The 14,234-nt window shown below is 48.8% G+C and carries 11 protein-coding genes and 4 tRNA genes; 11 read left to right on the forward strand and 4 right to left on the reverse strand.

The annotated features are described in order from the left end of the window. Positions 1-6: 6 nt before the first annotated feature. A complete protein-coding gene (locus tag ACS5WU_RS00690) occupies positions 7-630 on the reverse strand; it encodes a hypothetical protein (protein WP_302762122.1) in 624 nt (207 codons plus the stop codon). Then, complete coding sequence (locus ACS5WU_RS00695) at positions 627-2,387, reverse strand: Rqc2 family fibronectin-binding protein (RefSeq protein WP_465088874.1); 1,761 nt, start codon at positions 2,385-2,387, stop codon at positions 627-629. The genes ACS5WU_RS00690 and ACS5WU_RS00695 overlap by 4 nt, the downstream gene beginning before the upstream one ends. Before the next feature lie 97 nt (positions 2,388-2,484). On the opposite strand from ACS5WU_RS00695, the gene rph reads away from it, so the two are divergent. From rph to ACS5WU_RS00715, 4 genes are all read left to right on the forward strand, one after another. Then, positions 2,485-3,210 carry a ribonuclease PH gene (rph, locus tag ACS5WU_RS00700; RefSeq protein ID WP_046443095.1) on the forward strand — a complete coding sequence of 242 codons (726 nt, stop codon included), beginning with the start codon at positions 2,485-2,487 and terminating at the stop codon, positions 3,208-3,210. Continuing rightward, a complete protein-coding gene (locus ACS5WU_RS00705) occupies positions 3,207-3,794 on the forward strand; it encodes an XTP/dITP diphosphatase (protein WP_046443094.1) in 588 nt (195 codons plus the stop codon). The genes rph and ACS5WU_RS00705 overlap by 4 nt, the downstream gene beginning before the upstream one ends. Positions 3,795-3,799: 5 nt before the next feature. Beyond that, positions 3,800-4,276 (forward strand): metallophosphoesterase, encoded by a 477-nt coding sequence (locus tag ACS5WU_RS00710; RefSeq protein WP_046443153.1) that lies wholly within the window; start codon positions 3,800-3,802, stop codon positions 4,274-4,276. Positions 4,277-4,442: 166 nt separating this feature from the next. Next, a complete protein-coding gene (locus ACS5WU_RS00715) occupies positions 4,443-5,645 on the forward strand; it encodes a chloride channel protein (protein WP_465088875.1) in 1,203 nt (400 codons plus the stop codon). A gap of 46 nt (positions 5,646-5,691) precedes the next feature. On the opposite strand, the gene ACS5WU_RS00720 is transcribed toward ACS5WU_RS00715, so the two are convergent. Then, complete coding sequence (locus ACS5WU_RS00720; protein WP_302760495.1) at positions 5,692-6,792, reverse strand: glycerol dehydrogenase; 1,101 nt, start codon at positions 6,790-6,792, stop codon at positions 5,692-5,694. 125 nt (positions 6,793-6,917) lie between these two features. Continuing rightward, positions 6,918-8,192: a glycosyltransferase family 2 protein gene (locus ACS5WU_RS00725; protein ID WP_235811566.1), complete on the reverse strand. Its 1,275-nt coding sequence runs from the start codon at positions 8,190-8,192 to the stop codon at positions 6,918-6,920. 379 nt (positions 8,193-8,571) lie between these two features. On the opposite strand from ACS5WU_RS00725, the gene ACS5WU_RS00730 reads away from it, so the two are divergent. The 7 genes from ACS5WU_RS00730 (at position 8,572) to ACS5WU_RS00760 (ending at position 14,186) form a co-directional block, all read left to right on the forward strand. Continuing rightward, positions 8,572-8,648: transfer RNA gene (locus ACS5WU_RS00730), tRNA-Arg, on the forward strand. 20 nt (positions 8,649-8,668) lie between these two features. After that, a tRNA-His gene (locus tag ACS5WU_RS00735) sits at positions 8,669-8,745 on the forward strand. 25 nt (positions 8,746-8,770) lie between these two features. Next, positions 8,771-8,845 (forward strand) — tRNA-Gln (locus ACS5WU_RS00740). 81 nt (positions 8,846-8,926) lie between these two features. After that, positions 8,927-9,002 (forward strand) — tRNA-Lys (locus tag ACS5WU_RS00745). A 282-nt stretch (positions 9,003-9,284) separates the two neighbouring features. Further along, positions 9,285-10,457, forward strand: a complete 1,173-nt coding sequence (locus ACS5WU_RS00750; RefSeq protein ID WP_046443091.1) for an iron-containing alcohol dehydrogenase — start codon at positions 9,285-9,287, stop codon at positions 10,455-10,457. A gap of 172 nt (positions 10,458-10,629) precedes the next feature. Then, positions 10,630-11,748: an exonuclease SbcCD subunit D gene (locus ACS5WU_RS00755; protein ID WP_059108907.1), complete on the forward strand. Its 1,119-nt coding sequence runs from the start codon at positions 10,630-10,632 to the stop codon at positions 11,746-11,748. Beyond that, positions 11,745-14,186 carry an AAA family ATPase gene (locus ACS5WU_RS00760; RefSeq protein WP_302760496.1) on the forward strand — a complete coding sequence of 814 codons (2,442 nt, stop codon included), beginning with the start codon at positions 11,745-11,747 and terminating at the stop codon, positions 14,184-14,186. Before ACS5WU_RS00755 ends, ACS5WU_RS00760 begins: the two co-directional genes overlap by 4 nt. The last annotated feature ends 48 nt before the right edge of the window (positions 14,187-14,234 follow it).

Consider the following 14,234-nt stretch of genomic DNA (forward strand, 5'->3'; position numbering starts at 1 on the left):
TTTCGATTACGGACGCGGCAAAAGCCCGTCCGTTTTTGATTTCTCAAAGTGCTCGAGCGGAAGCTCGCGATGCCACCGCAGGTATTTGTGCAGCCATTTGTTGAACGGCCAGATCCCATCGACACGGGCGGGGATATCGCTGCGAAAACACAGGGACTTCTCATACAAATGAAGGTCCATATAACCATTTCCGCCGCCTTTTTCTTCCCCTAGGTCAACGAGGAAACCGCGTATCTCGCGTCCCAAAAGGTTATCTCCGCAGATTTTGCAGTATTTACGGGTAAGGACGGTAGGGGGAATCCTGCGGCGGATGATGGACGTGATATGGAAATCACCTTCATAATATGCGCGCGTGGTTCCGTCCGGGTAATCCACATAGGCGATCAGCTTTTTGAGTACGTCCCCGTCATACCATAAAAACATTGTGTCGTTCACCTGCACGTACTCCCATTTCACACCGACGGGCGTCATTTGCAGGCGAAAACGGTCCTTGTTGGAAAGGGAATACCAGCCGTTTGGGGAATGACCGCGTTTGATGATATATTTATCATGGATGACCTTGTTCTGATTTTCATTGCGGTCACAGCCTGCATTGATAAAAAGGTCGTAAATCTGGTCCTGCAAATTCATTCGTTTTCTTCCTCCGGAATGCGCCGCGTACCGTTTGCCGCATCTACGTAAACAGTGAAATAATCGTCATAGATCACTTTGCCCGGGCGTGCGGCCGGCGGTTTTTTGATGTTTTTGCGCTGGGTATAATCCACAGCGGTTTTACCGGATTGCCGTGCGCGGGAATGCGCCGCGGCAAGCTCTGCCGCCATAACGACTGTCTCATCGTCAATATCGTTAAGATCGGTTCCGCCGGTTACCAGAAGCACATGGGAGCCGGGCGTTTTCTGCGCGTGGAACCAGATATCGTCTTTGGCTGCGTCGCGCATGGTAAGCTGCTCGTTTTGCCGGTCGTTTTTGCCCACAAATATTTCATAACCGGTGGGGGAAACATAGTGGAGGGGATGGGATTGTATCTCAGGCTCCTTTTTATTTTTAGGCGGAGGCGCAAGATAACCGGCGCGTACGAGCGTAAGCCTGATTTCGCTGATCTCGTCCGTTGAGCGGGCATTTTCCGTAAAGTGGAGCACACCCTCCAAAAATTCCTGTTCTTCACGTGCGTCGGCAAGCTTTTTTTGATTGATCAGGGCTGCCGTTTTGAGCTTTCCGATCTTTTTATACAGCTTTTGCGCCGTCTCCTGAGGGCTGCGCGAAACATCCAGCGCGACTGATACATTCTCCCCGGTTTCATAATCCACGGCTTCAAAGGATTGCATTCCTTTTTTCAGGCGATAGATATTGGCGGTGATAAGGTCGGCACGTTTTTGCAGCTTTTCCGCTTTGGCAACGTCGCGCAGCGTAGCCTCATAAACGCCGATCAGCTTCAAAAGCTTGGCGTAAATTTTGTGCACCGTTTTATAAAGCGCGTCGCGTTGCTGCGTCATCCGGAAAATCATAAGTCGCTTGCTGTAATAATAATCAAGCATTTCGTTGACCGTAGCAAAGCTTTTGCGCGTTTGCTCCGGGTAGGTCTCATAAGGGACGCAGGAAAAAAACACCGGAAGCATGTCCGCATTTCTTTGTATACACGGTAAGGGATGCGCCACAGCATTTGTCAAAAAGTCATGCAACGCCCGCGCGATACGCTCAAGCTGTTTGCCACAGAGCGCGCCTGTCATCGTCTCGTCAATACCGGCGCGGTACAGTACCTCCTGTGCGGTCTGCAGGGAGATTCCGTCAAAAACGCTTACAATATGGGAAACAATTTTGGTATCACGTTTTGTGTGCAGCGCCTCGGTGAGCGTTCCAAGGGAAAGCGTAAGGGGATTGAGCTTTTCCTGCGGGGGATCGTCGTATACAGCGCCGGGTAAAATCTGGCGCTTGCTGCTTACATCCACAGAAACCCTGCGGATGCTGTCCAGAATCCGGTTTTCCGCATTGACAAGGATAATGTTGGAATACTTCCCCATGATCTCCACGATTAGCCTGAGCGTTATGGGATGGAGCATTTCATCCTTTGTCTCCAGCGTGAAGACGACAACACGGTCGAGGCCCCGCTGCGTTATATCTGCGATACGCGCGCCCGTAAGGTATTTGCGCAGGAACATACAGAAGGCAGGCGGCACCTTGGGATTCTCTTTTGTATGGCTGGTAAGGTAAAGGGAACAATCTCCCGCATCTGCTGAAATGGTAAGCCTCAGCGTACCTTCAGCGGCGGAGTAAAGCTGGAAAACCAGTTCCTCCTTGCCGGGCATCAGCACCTTTTGTATTTTTGCGTCCCGGCATTTTTCCTGCAATTCTGCAACGCAGGTATATAAAGTAAGACCGTCAAGCGTCATAAAAAACCTCCTTATACAGACGTGTTTATTATACCACATAATTGAATGCGTGTAGGAATTGTGTTAAAATGAAAAAATCGGATCAGAGGAGAAACGAATGAGAGACGACAAAAGAAAACTGGATGAGTTACGTCCGCTTACAATCAGGACGAATGTAATCAACAATGCGCATGGCAGCGTATTGATCAGTACGGGAAATACGCAGGTGCTGTGTACAGCTATGCTCGAGCCGGAGGTTCCGCCTTTTCTTGCTGGAACAGGGAAGGGCTGGCTGACGGCCGAGTACTCTATGCTGCCGGCGTCCACCCCGGGAAGAAAAAAACGCGACGGGATGAAAAAAGACGGCAGGGGCGTCGAGATACAGCGCCTGATAGGCCGTTCCCTGCGAAGCGTGTGTGATTTTGAGGATATGGGAGAATACACGATTTTTGTGGATTGCGACGTTTTGAACGCGGATGGCGGCACAAGGACAGCCTCGATCAGCGGAGCGTTTGTTGCCGTTGCGCTATGTGTTGAAAGGGCAATCGGGGAAGGCGTATTGCAAAGGTCGCCGCTCAAAAAGCATATTGCCGCGGTATCTGCAGGCATCGTTGGCGACGTGCCGATGCTTGACCTTTGCTACAGCGAGGACAGCAGTGCGCAGGCAGATATGAATATGATTTCCGCGTCGGACGGAAACATTGGGGAAATACAGGTTTGCGGAGAAAAACGCACCATCACGGAAGAGGAATTTTCCAAGCTGATGCGTTTGTGCAAAAAGGGAATCGGTGAAATAATCGACGCCCAAAAACAGGTGTTGAAGGAAGAGGGGATCACGATATGAAACGATTGATTATTGCGACAAACAACCAGGGAAAGGTACGGGAAATCAAAGCGATCCTGAGTGGCTTTTATGATGAAATCCTATCACTGAAGGATGCGGGGATCAATCATGACGTAGTAGAGGATGGAAACAGCTTCCATGAAAACGCGCGTAAAAAGGCTGTGGAGATCAGCGAAATGGTGGATGGCGACGTGCTGGCGGATGATTCGGGTTTGTGTGTGGAAGCGCTGGACGGAGCGCCGGGCATCTATTCGGCACGGTTTTCCGGCGAAGGGGCAAACGATGAAAAAAACAATGCAAAGCTTCTTTCGCTGGTAAAGGATAAAGAAAACCGCAGGGCATGGTTTGTATGCGCGCTTGTTCTTGCAAACGGCGGGAAGGAGAAGCTGTACGTTGAAGAGAAAGCGGAAGGCCGCATTATCGACGAACCCAAAGGAGAGAACGGCTTTGGATACGATCCGCTGTTTTATGTGGAGGAATACGGACAAACATTTGCGGAGATTCCCGCAGAGATAAAGAACAAAATCAGCCACCGGGCCAAGGCGCTTGGAAAATTGCAGGAAGAGGTTGGCAGGATACAGTGAAAAAGATGGTGCGCGCGCTTGTTTTAAGCGATACGCATGGGAACAAAGGCGTAATAGACCGTGCGCTGCGGCAGTTTGCCGATTTCGATTATATTTTCCACTTGGGGGATAATATCAGCGACGCGCGTTATATAGAGCAAAATACGCGGGCTATCGTGATTGCGGTGAAAGGCAACTGCGACATGGGCGACGCGGGAAACGATACAGAGCAGGTCGTTTTGTGCGGTCAAAAGATCATTTTGACACACGGGCATCTTTTAAAGGTCAAATATTCGTATGACAGGGCTTTCTACTATGCGCAGGAGCAGGGAGCAAAGGCGATATTATTTGGACATACCCACCAGCCGTATTGTGAGTTTGAGGATGGGATATGGCTGGTGAACCCGGGTAGCGCAGGTTGCTCCTATGATGGGATAGAACGCGCCGCGACGCTGATGATTGGCGAGGTTGGGGTAATCCCAAAGCTGCGCATCATTGACTGATGAAAAGTAAAAACATCCGGTTTTGAAACCGGATGTTTTTTTCGTGTTTTTTCGGAAACTGTTTTCAGCTTGTTTATCCGGGTTAACTTAAAGATAACGGAGTAAGGGTATGGCAGGAAAACAATCCGAAAATAAATCTGGGTTTGCCGCATACGTAAAAACTTTTTTGAAATGGGTTTTGTATGCGGGCGTAATCGGGATCGCGGTTGGAATACTGGGATCTTTGTTTGCGATGCTCATCAATACCAGCTCGGGCTTTTTCCTGGAGCATAACTGGATCATATGGCTGCTGCCGGCAGGTGGGGTATTGATCACGCTGCTTTACCGCTGGAGTAAGAAAAGCCATGATAATGGAACGGATACCGTCATACAGTCTGTACGGAATTCAGACAGGATTCCTGCGGTTATGGTACCGCTGATTTTTATAAGCACCCTCATAACACGGTTGTTTGGCGGATCGGTTGGCACGGAAGGCGCTGCGATCCAGCTTGGCGGAGGCCTGTCTTCATCGATTGGAAAATGGCTTCATATGAACGATCAGGAAGAAAAGATCGTGATCATGTGCGGAATCAGCGCCGGATTTTCCGCCGTCGTGGGAACCCCCATGACTTCGATTATCCTCGCCATTGAGCTTGCAGGCGTGGGTGTGATGTTTTATTCGGCGATCCTGCCCTGCACGCTATCGTCAATCATTGCGTTTGGGATTGCGCAGATGTTTCATGTCGATTTTCCCCAGTATCAGGTCACAGGCCTGCCTGCGCTCGATGTTGTCTCCTGCGTGCAGGTTATCCTGCTTGCAGCGATGGGAGGGCTTGTCAGCATCCTTTTGTGCGCGTCCCTGCGAACGAGCAAGATGCTATATCAAAAAGCATTTCCAAATAAGGCCATAAGGGCTGCCGCGGGCGGATTTATCATCGTAGGCCTGACTTACCTTGTCGGAAGCAATCTTTACAATGGGGATAGCCTTCCGCTGATTGGAACAGCGGTTGCAAACGCGGCGGGAGGGCAGGAATTTTTGCTGAAAATACTTTTTACCGTTGTAACGATTGGGGCGGGCTTTAAAGGCGGAGAGATTGTTCCAACGCTTGTAATCGGCGCAACCTTTGGAAGCTTCGCAGGGGGGCTTATGGGGCTTTCTCCGTCGTTTGGCGCGGCAATCGGCCTTGTTTCCGTGTTTTGCGGAGCAATCAACAGCCCAATGACGGCATTCGTGATCGGCATTGAACTTTTTGGTGCAAACGGGGCTTTGTTCTATCTGATTGCCTGTGCGCTTGGATATGTGTGTTCGGGATATTTTGGATTGTATCCCAGCCAGAAAATATGGTTCGATAAGCTCAGCCATAAGTTTATTAAAAAAAATGCGGAATAGAAAAGAGCTGTTTACAATCGCAAACAGCTCTTTTCATATCAAGAGTCTATTCCAGATCAAGGTAATAACGTCCGATTGAATCTGCGGCGTATATCGCTGCATAAACCATTTCGGCGTCTATGGGGAAGGGCATATTATAGATGCTTTCTCCTTCTGCGGTGGCAGCCTGTGCGACCTTGCGGATATCATCGGGCGTTGCGTCCGCGAGCCCAAGCTGTGCAAGCGATACAGGCAGGCCTACATCGATACAGAACTGCAGCACTTCTTCAATTTCCTCCATGGGCGCATTTTCCAGCATGAGCTGCACAAGCGTGCCAAACGCCACTTTTTCGCCATGGTAGTAATCGTGCGAAGCTTCAAGGACGGTAAGGCCATTGTGTATCGCATGAGCGCCCGCAAGCCCCGCGCTTTCAAAGCCGATACCGGATAGCAGGGTGTTTGCCTCAATGATATTTTCTACCGCTTTCGTGCACACATTATGCTCCATCGCAAGCTTGGCCTTCAGGCCCTGATCGATCAGGGTATCGTAGCAGAGCTCTGCGAGAGCGAGAGCGGCAAGTGTGCATTTTCCACCCGCGCAGTTATTTGCATTGGCCTCGGATGCGGCGCGCGCCTCAAAATAGGTCGCAAGAGCGTCGCCCATGCCCGCAACAAACAAACGTACAGGAGCCTGAGATACGATCTGCGTATCGACCAATACAATATCCGGATTGGCGGGAAGGAACAAATACCGGTCAAAGATCCCGTCGTCCGTATATAGTACGGTGAGCGCGCTGCACGGCGCATCCGTTGACGCAATCGTTGGGACAATCGCAACGGGAGCCTTCTCATAGTAGGCCACGGCTTTTGCCGTGTCAAGTGTCTTTCCGCCGCCGATTCCGATTACTGCGTCGCATTTATTTGCATGGTATTTTTCCCGCAGACGGTTCACCTCGTTCATGGAGCATTCGCGGCTGAACGGTTCAAAAAAGCACTCTGCATCTGTGCCCGAAAAGCTTTTGCGCACCGTATCCTCAACTCGCTTGAGCCCGGAGGGACTTCCCATGATAAAAAAACGTGAGCCGAGCGTCTTTACATGGCGGGCAAGGTTTTCGAGCTCGCCGCTGCCCTGTACGTATTTATTTGGACTGATGAGTATGTTTGCCATGATTAAAACCTCCTGAAAATTTAAAATTGTTTCCTATATTTATAATAACACCTTTTCGCCGGCTTAAGCGGGCGTCTTCCAATCAAAAACAGACGCCTGCCGGCGTCTGCTTACAGATGTCATAGTTATCGCATCTGTTCAAAATTATCGATTGTTTTCGTAATATTATGGGGAATTGGTTCCCAGCCGATTTTTTTGAACAATGCCGCGATTGAAATCGGAATATAGCTCAGGATGAAAATAGGGAATGTAAAGGTATACAAAATCTTCTTTGCAGAACTGGTATGGTGTATTTCCTTCCATTCCGTGATCGTCGTAATAAGGCCGACCAGATACAGGATGCTGTAAAAATTGAACAAGGAGGTAAGTATCGCAGTTCCTGTAGCGGTTATTACCGCAGTATGGATGACAGGGCCCATAAAGCCATTGATCATAAATACGGAATTTACGATGATGCTCGCAAGCGTAACAAAGATCGCGGGGGCAATCGTAATAAACATATCGTAGCAGCTGAAACGGTGGTCGACCGCAAAGCCTTTGATCAGCTTTTTGCTGTACTTGCCAAGCACCTGGTAGAAACCTTTTGACCAGCGAAGGCGCTGCGTCCAGGATTGCTTCCATGTGCAGGGCTGCTCGTCATAGATTTTGGCCGCGCCGCAGTAACCGATTTTCTCTCCATGGATAATGCTGTCTACAGAAAATTCAATATCCTCGGTGAGCAGATGATGTTTCCAGCCGTTGTTTGCCTGGATGATATCGTTATGGATCAGAAATCCTGTGCCGGAAATAGCGCAGCTTGTATTAAGCAGCATACGCGGATAATTGAGATATTTGGATTCGCGCAGGAACCAAAGAGAATATCCGGCTGAAATCCAGTTGGACGCATAATTTTTTGTATTACGGTAGCAGGTGAGGACGCGATAGCCCTGATCGAAAAGCTTATTCATCTCCGCAACATAGTTTTCGTCCAGCAGGTTATCTGCGTCAAAAACGAAAAAGCCTTCAAAAGCATCGCTGCCATAATCTTTTTTGATGTTATTGAGCGCGAAACTAAGGGCATAGCCTTTTCCTACATAGGAATGGTTGAAGCGTTCGTAAACATGTGCACCCGCTTTGCGCGCGATTTCTGCAGTATCATCCGTGCAGTTGTCTGCGACGACAAAAATGTCGATTTTATCTTGCGGGTAGTTTTGCCGCTTGATGCTGTCGAGCAGATTGCCGATTACGGCGCTTTCATTCCTGGCAGCAATGAGCACCGCAAAATGGTGGTTTTTCTTTGCTGGGGCAACTTCCTTTTTCTTATGGAAGAGCGCGACCACCACAAAAATGATCTGATATGAATATAATGCTGTAAACAGGATAAACAGCACCATATTAAAGGTCGAGATAAAAGATAACAATTCAAAAACCTCCTTATCGTGTAGAGAGCCACAATTTTCATTTAACATATTTTTACACGACACAGTTGCTAATTATAGCACACAAATATGGCAAAATCTATTCATTAAATCTGAATATTTTATTACATTTCAGCCGCCAAATCCGCCACGCCTGTAAAAGGGCGGAGAAAACAACGGAGAAAACGCAGATTCTCTCCTTAGATAACCAATTACACAGATAAAAAACACAAAATGATTGTGAAAAACAGGGATGGGGAGTAAAATGAGAGATAAAGGCAGTATATGCCGCGTAAATGTTTAAATTTTGTTGACTTTTAAGATTGGGTTTGTTATAATTTTTAATTGTCAGCCGGGGCTAAATGCAATCCAAATAACTTGTGCGCCTGTAGCTCAGTTGGATAGAGCAACGGCCTTCTAAGCCGTGTGCCAGGGGTTCGAATCCCTTCAGGCGCGCCATTAAGATAATAACTGATATGGTGGGTATAGCTCAGTAGGTTAGAGCGCCAGGTTGTGGCCCTGGAGGCCGTGGGTTCGAATCCCACTACTCACCCCATTTTGTAGGTTATTATCTTTTTTATTGGGGTATAGCCAAGTGGTAAGGCACGGGACTTTGACTCCCGCATTCGTAGGTTCAAATCCTGCTACCCCAGCCATAAAAAATATCCGCAAAGATTAAAAAAGGGCTATACAATCTTTAGCGGCTATGATATAATAATCAACGTTCCACGCAAAATGACCCACTAGCTCAGGTGGTAGAGCACTTGACTTTTAATCAAGGTGTCCGGAGTTCGAGTCTCCGGTGGGTCACCAAAGCAAAGCTGCTTGAATCAAGGATTCCAGGCAGTTTTTTTATTTTATCGAAAAAATGCTTTGCAGTGTGCCGGTCTCCGGCCGATGAAATATATACAGAGAAAAAACGATATTTGCCGATGAGTTATTTGAAAGAGTGCAGATGATTGAGGAGAATAATATCGGGACTTATAAAAATAATCTCCAGGTTTCATCATTTTAATGAATTGACATAACAGATATTGTATATAATAATAGAAGCAAACAGATATCCTTAAAATAAGAAAGCGGAGGGGATTCAATATGGATAATGATATTTTCTATAATCCGACCAAGGTTATTTTTGGAAGAAATACAGAGCTTTTGGTAGGCGACGAGGTAGCAAAATATGGCGACAAGGTATTGCTGCACTATGGCGGGGGCAGCGCGGAACGTTCAGGACTTCTTGACCGGGTTCGTAAGTCCCTGAAAGCTTCTGATATTACAGTCTACGAGCTTGGGGGGGTAAAGTCTAATCCGCGCCTCGAGCTTGTATATGAGGGAATCGCGATGTGCCGCTCCAACGGAATCGGCTTTGTACTCGCGGTGGGCGGCGGCAGCGTGATCGATTCTGCCAAGGCGATTGCCTGCGGAACGCCAAACAGCGACGACGTATGGGATTATTTTCTGGAAGAGAAAACCGCCAAGGCGATTTTGCCCATTGGTACGATCCTGACAATACCCGGTGCGGGAAGCGAGTCTTCGGATGGTATGGTCATCACCAATGAGAAAACCAGGCAAAAGCTCGCATACAGCGATTTAGGCGCCCGTCCCGTTTTTTCGATTTTGAATCCGGAGCTTACTTTTTCTGTCCCGGCTTACCATACGGCAGCGGGAATATCAGATGCGATTGCCCATATTATGGAGCGCTATTTTACAAAAACGGAGCATACCGACGTTGTAGACAGGATGTGCGAATCGGTGATGCGCGGCTTGATGCGCAATGCAAAGGCGGCAATTACCCAGCCGGAAGATTACAATGCACGTGCGGAAATTATGTGGGCGTGCAAGGTGGCTCACGACGGCTTGCTTGGCATGGGGCGTGAAGAGGATTGGGGCTCCCATGCGATTGAGCATGAAGTATCCGCTGTTTTTGACGTTTCCCACGGCGCAGGGCTTTCGGCCATTTTTCCGGCGTGGATCAAATATGTCTATAAAAATAAACCACAGCGGTTCATCCAGTGGGCGATGCGGGTGTTTGATGTGGAATACGATGTAACTGATCCGGATTGGACTGTCATGCAGGGGCTCAAGCGTTACCTTGGCTTCCTCAAATCGATCAACATGCCAACCTCCCTGCGCGATCTGGGCGTTACGGATAAAAGCGTATTGGATGAGATGGCGCATAAGTGTGCTGAAGATAATGGCGGTACAGTAGGACATTTCGCCGTATTAAAGGAATCCGATATCCGTAATATTTACGAGCTGGCATATTAATCCAAAGAAAAGATGAAAAGCTTCCGGGCGTTCCGGAAGCTTTTTTGTTAGGACGATTTGCATTTCAAAACCAAAAGCAGGGGCTTAAATAATCTGGCCGGCCCATACAATTTAAAAATGAAATATGATATGATAATCATATTGTTACTATGCTGTAAATGGAGGAAACGCAATGCGGATATTACATACATCGGACTGGCATCTGGGCCTTAGCCTCAATAATACCTCTTTGCTTGAAGAGCAACGCCATTTTATTGGAAGGCTACTGGAAATCGTGGACGAGGAAAAAATCGATGTGGTGATCGTTGCTGGAGATGTGTTTGATAACGCCGTATCCAATGCAGACGCGATCGCTCTATATAATGAAGCAATGACACAGCTTTGTATTGAAAAAAAAGTTCCCGTACTGGTTTGCGCCGGCAACCACGACGGCGCTGCGCGTCTTGCATCGTGCGGCGCGCTTCTTGAAAAAGCAGGTCTTTATATTGCAGGCAGTGTCAGGGATGGACTCAAAACTGTTCTGATCAAAGATACGGCGTTCCATTTGCTTCCGTTTTTTTCAATCGAAGAGGTTCGGTTCCTGTATCCGGACGAAGAAATAAAAAGCTATGATGCGGCGATGCGCGTATTGATGGAGAATGAAAAAAAGGAAAAGGGAAAAAATGTTCTTGTAGCACACTGTTTTGTGACAGGCGCGCAGGTTTCGGACAGCGATCATTCCGCTATGGTTGGCGGCGCGAATATGGTAGGCTGGGATGCCTTTCAGGGATTTGATTACGTGGCGCTGGGGCATCTGCACCGCGCGCAGGATGTTGCAAAAGGCGTGCGCTACAGCGGCGCGCCCGTCAAATATTCCTTTGGGGAAGCGAACGCGCAAAAAAGCGTGACAGTAATCGACACGGAGGATTTTTCGTATCGGGAGGTACCTCTTGAGATGTGTCATGATGTGCGGGTAATCAAGGGAGCCTATGAAGAGATACTGGACTTTGCACAAAACGATCCGTGCAGGGAGGACTACGTCAAAATAGAGCTGACCGACGAATATGCGCATATGGAGATTATCAACACATTTCGTAACTTTTACAGAAATCTGCTTTCGTTTGCAGGAAAACAGCTTTCTGATGGTAATGATGAAACAACGCTTACCGTGGACGAAACCGTAAGCCTGCATCCGGAAGAGATCATGAAAATGTTTTACAGTGAGTTTACCGGAGGGGAAGAGCCGTCGGAAAATCAATTAAGCTGGTTCCGAAAGGCGCTTTTCGCAAAAAAGGGAGGTGACGCGCAATGATGCCGGAGGTTTTGACATTTGAAGCGTTTGGCCCTTATGTAAAAAGGCAGGAGATCAATTTCCGCGATTTTCGCAAAGCGGGGCTTTTCCTGATTCATGGAAAGACCGGGGCGGGAAAAACAACAGTTCTCGACGCGATGACCTATGCACTCTTTGGAGAAAGCAGCGGCGGAGGGCGCGGGGATATTACCGCTATGCGCAGCGATTTTGCAGCAGAGGATCAGGATACGCAGGTAAGCTTTGCCTTCCAGGTAAACGGCAAACGTTATCGCTTCACGCGCGGAGTGCGCGTACACGTCAAGCGAAGCGGGGAAAAAGAATTGCAGGCTTATCAGAGTGCGTTTTTTATGAACGATGAGGGTGAGTACGAGCCGTATTTTGAAAATCCGGGACTGAGAAACGTACGCCAAAAGGCGGAGGAAATATTAGGGCTCAGCTATGAGCAGTTCCGGCAGATTATTTTATTGCCCCAGGGTAAATTTGAACAGCTTCTGGTTGCGGATTCCGCAGCCAAGGAGGAAATTTTAGTGACGCTGTTCAAGGCGGAACGGTGGAGTGAAATTACGGAGTGGCTGGCGGAGCAGGCGCTGCGCTTAAAGCGTGAAAAGGAAGCGGAGGCGCAAACAGTAAAAACAATTTTGGAGCAGTTTGGATGCACATCCCGCGAAGAACTGGAGGAATTGACCGCGCAGAAACAAAAGGAGCTTGAGGAGCAGGAAGCAGACAGCGGATCGGCAGAGCTGGCAGAAAAAGCGGTTCAAAATGCTTTGCAAAACGCATTGGCAGTACAGGAACTGTTTGACGAATGGGCGCGGGCGCTCGCAAAGAAAAAGACGGTTGAAGCACAGGCGAAGGAGGCTGCGGAGCTGGAGGAAAAATGCAGGCGCGCGCAGAGCGCAGCACAGCTTTTGCCACGAAGGAAAGAAGCCTCGGCTTTGCAAAAACAAATGCAGGAACGTGAAAAAATGCTTTCTGACGCGCAAAGGAAGGCGGAGGAAAGCCGAAAAGCAGTGTCGGAATGCGTAGAGAACCTAAGGGGGATTCACGCCGCAATCCAAACGGAGGAAAGCCTGCTCAGGGAAAAAGAGCAGGGCCTTAAGGATGAAATCAAAAAACAGGAGCAGGAGTACCGGAGGCTGTTTACGGCATATGTGAACGACGCGGCTTATATGCTGGCAGGGGAGCTTGAGGAAGAAAAACCGTGTCCTGTTTGCGGAAGTACGCATCATCCAAAACCGGCGGCGCAATCGGATATAAAAGCAACTGCGCAGGAGGTGGAGGCGGCGGAGCAGCAGGTGAAAAATTTGCGGCAACAGCTGGCGCAGCTTGACAAGGAGCTTTTTGCAATCGCGCAGGATATGCAGGTATGCGGGAACGGGCTGAAAAAATTTGGGCAGGGTGCCGTGGGCGGCAGGCAAAGAAAGGCAGGGCGTAAGCAGCTTGCTTCCGTTCTGGAAGAAGCCGAAGCAGCATACAGTGCGCTCAAAACATCGGAAACGTCCTGCGAATTGTTTGCGGGAGAGCTTGAAAAGGCGAAGCTGGCATTCGAAGAAGCAATGGAAGATTTCAAACAGGGATGTTTAGAGAGGGGATTCCAGACGGATGAGCAGTTCAGGAGCAGCTGCATGACAGAGCAGGAAATTGCAGTGGCAAGGGAAAAAATACAGCAGTATAAAATAGAATACGAGCTGGTGCAGAGCCGGATAAAAACATTGGAAGAAAAACTGGAAGGAATTAAGAGGCCTGAAACTGACGTATTGAAAAAAGAGCTTAAGGAAAAAGAGGAATACAGGAAGGCGGCGGATGCGAAGGCTGCCCAAACAAAGGCGCGGCTTGAAATGATGCAGCAAGCTGTATCGCGACTCGAAAAACAGGAGAGATCCCTGCGTAAAAGGACGGAAGAATATGTGGAGCTTGACCAGTTTTCACGATTGCTGCGCGGCTCGAATGGCGTAAGCTTGCAGCGGTATGTACTGGGGGTGATGCTGACCGCGATCACACGGGAGGCAAATACGCTGCTTTCAAGAGTGCACGACGGGCGCTACCAGCTTTTCCGTACGCTTGAAGGAGTTGGACGAACCAGACGGGCAGGGCTTGACCTTGAGGTTTTTGACGCGTATTCAGGGGAGCGGCGCGGCGTGGGAAGCCTTTCCGGTGGGGAAAAGTTTCTGGTTGCACTGGCGCTTTCTTTGGGGCTCTCTACTGTGGTACAGGCGCAGAGCGGGGGAATCCATATTGATGCGATGTTTATTGACGAAGGCTTTGGATCGCTTGATCCGGCTTCGATCGAAAATGCGCTTGACGTTCTGGCAAGCGTACGCGGGGGCTCTAGGCTCGTGGGAATTATATCCCATGTCGAGCTCCTGAAAGAAAATATTGAAGCGACGATAGAAGTCCAAAAAGGACGGACGGGAAGCGATTTGATAATAAATTGTTAACTTTGGAAAGAAGTATTGAAATATGCCATAGCGTAAGGTATGATGTGA

This window comes from Christensenella sp. KGMB01412 (assembly GCF_055522415.1).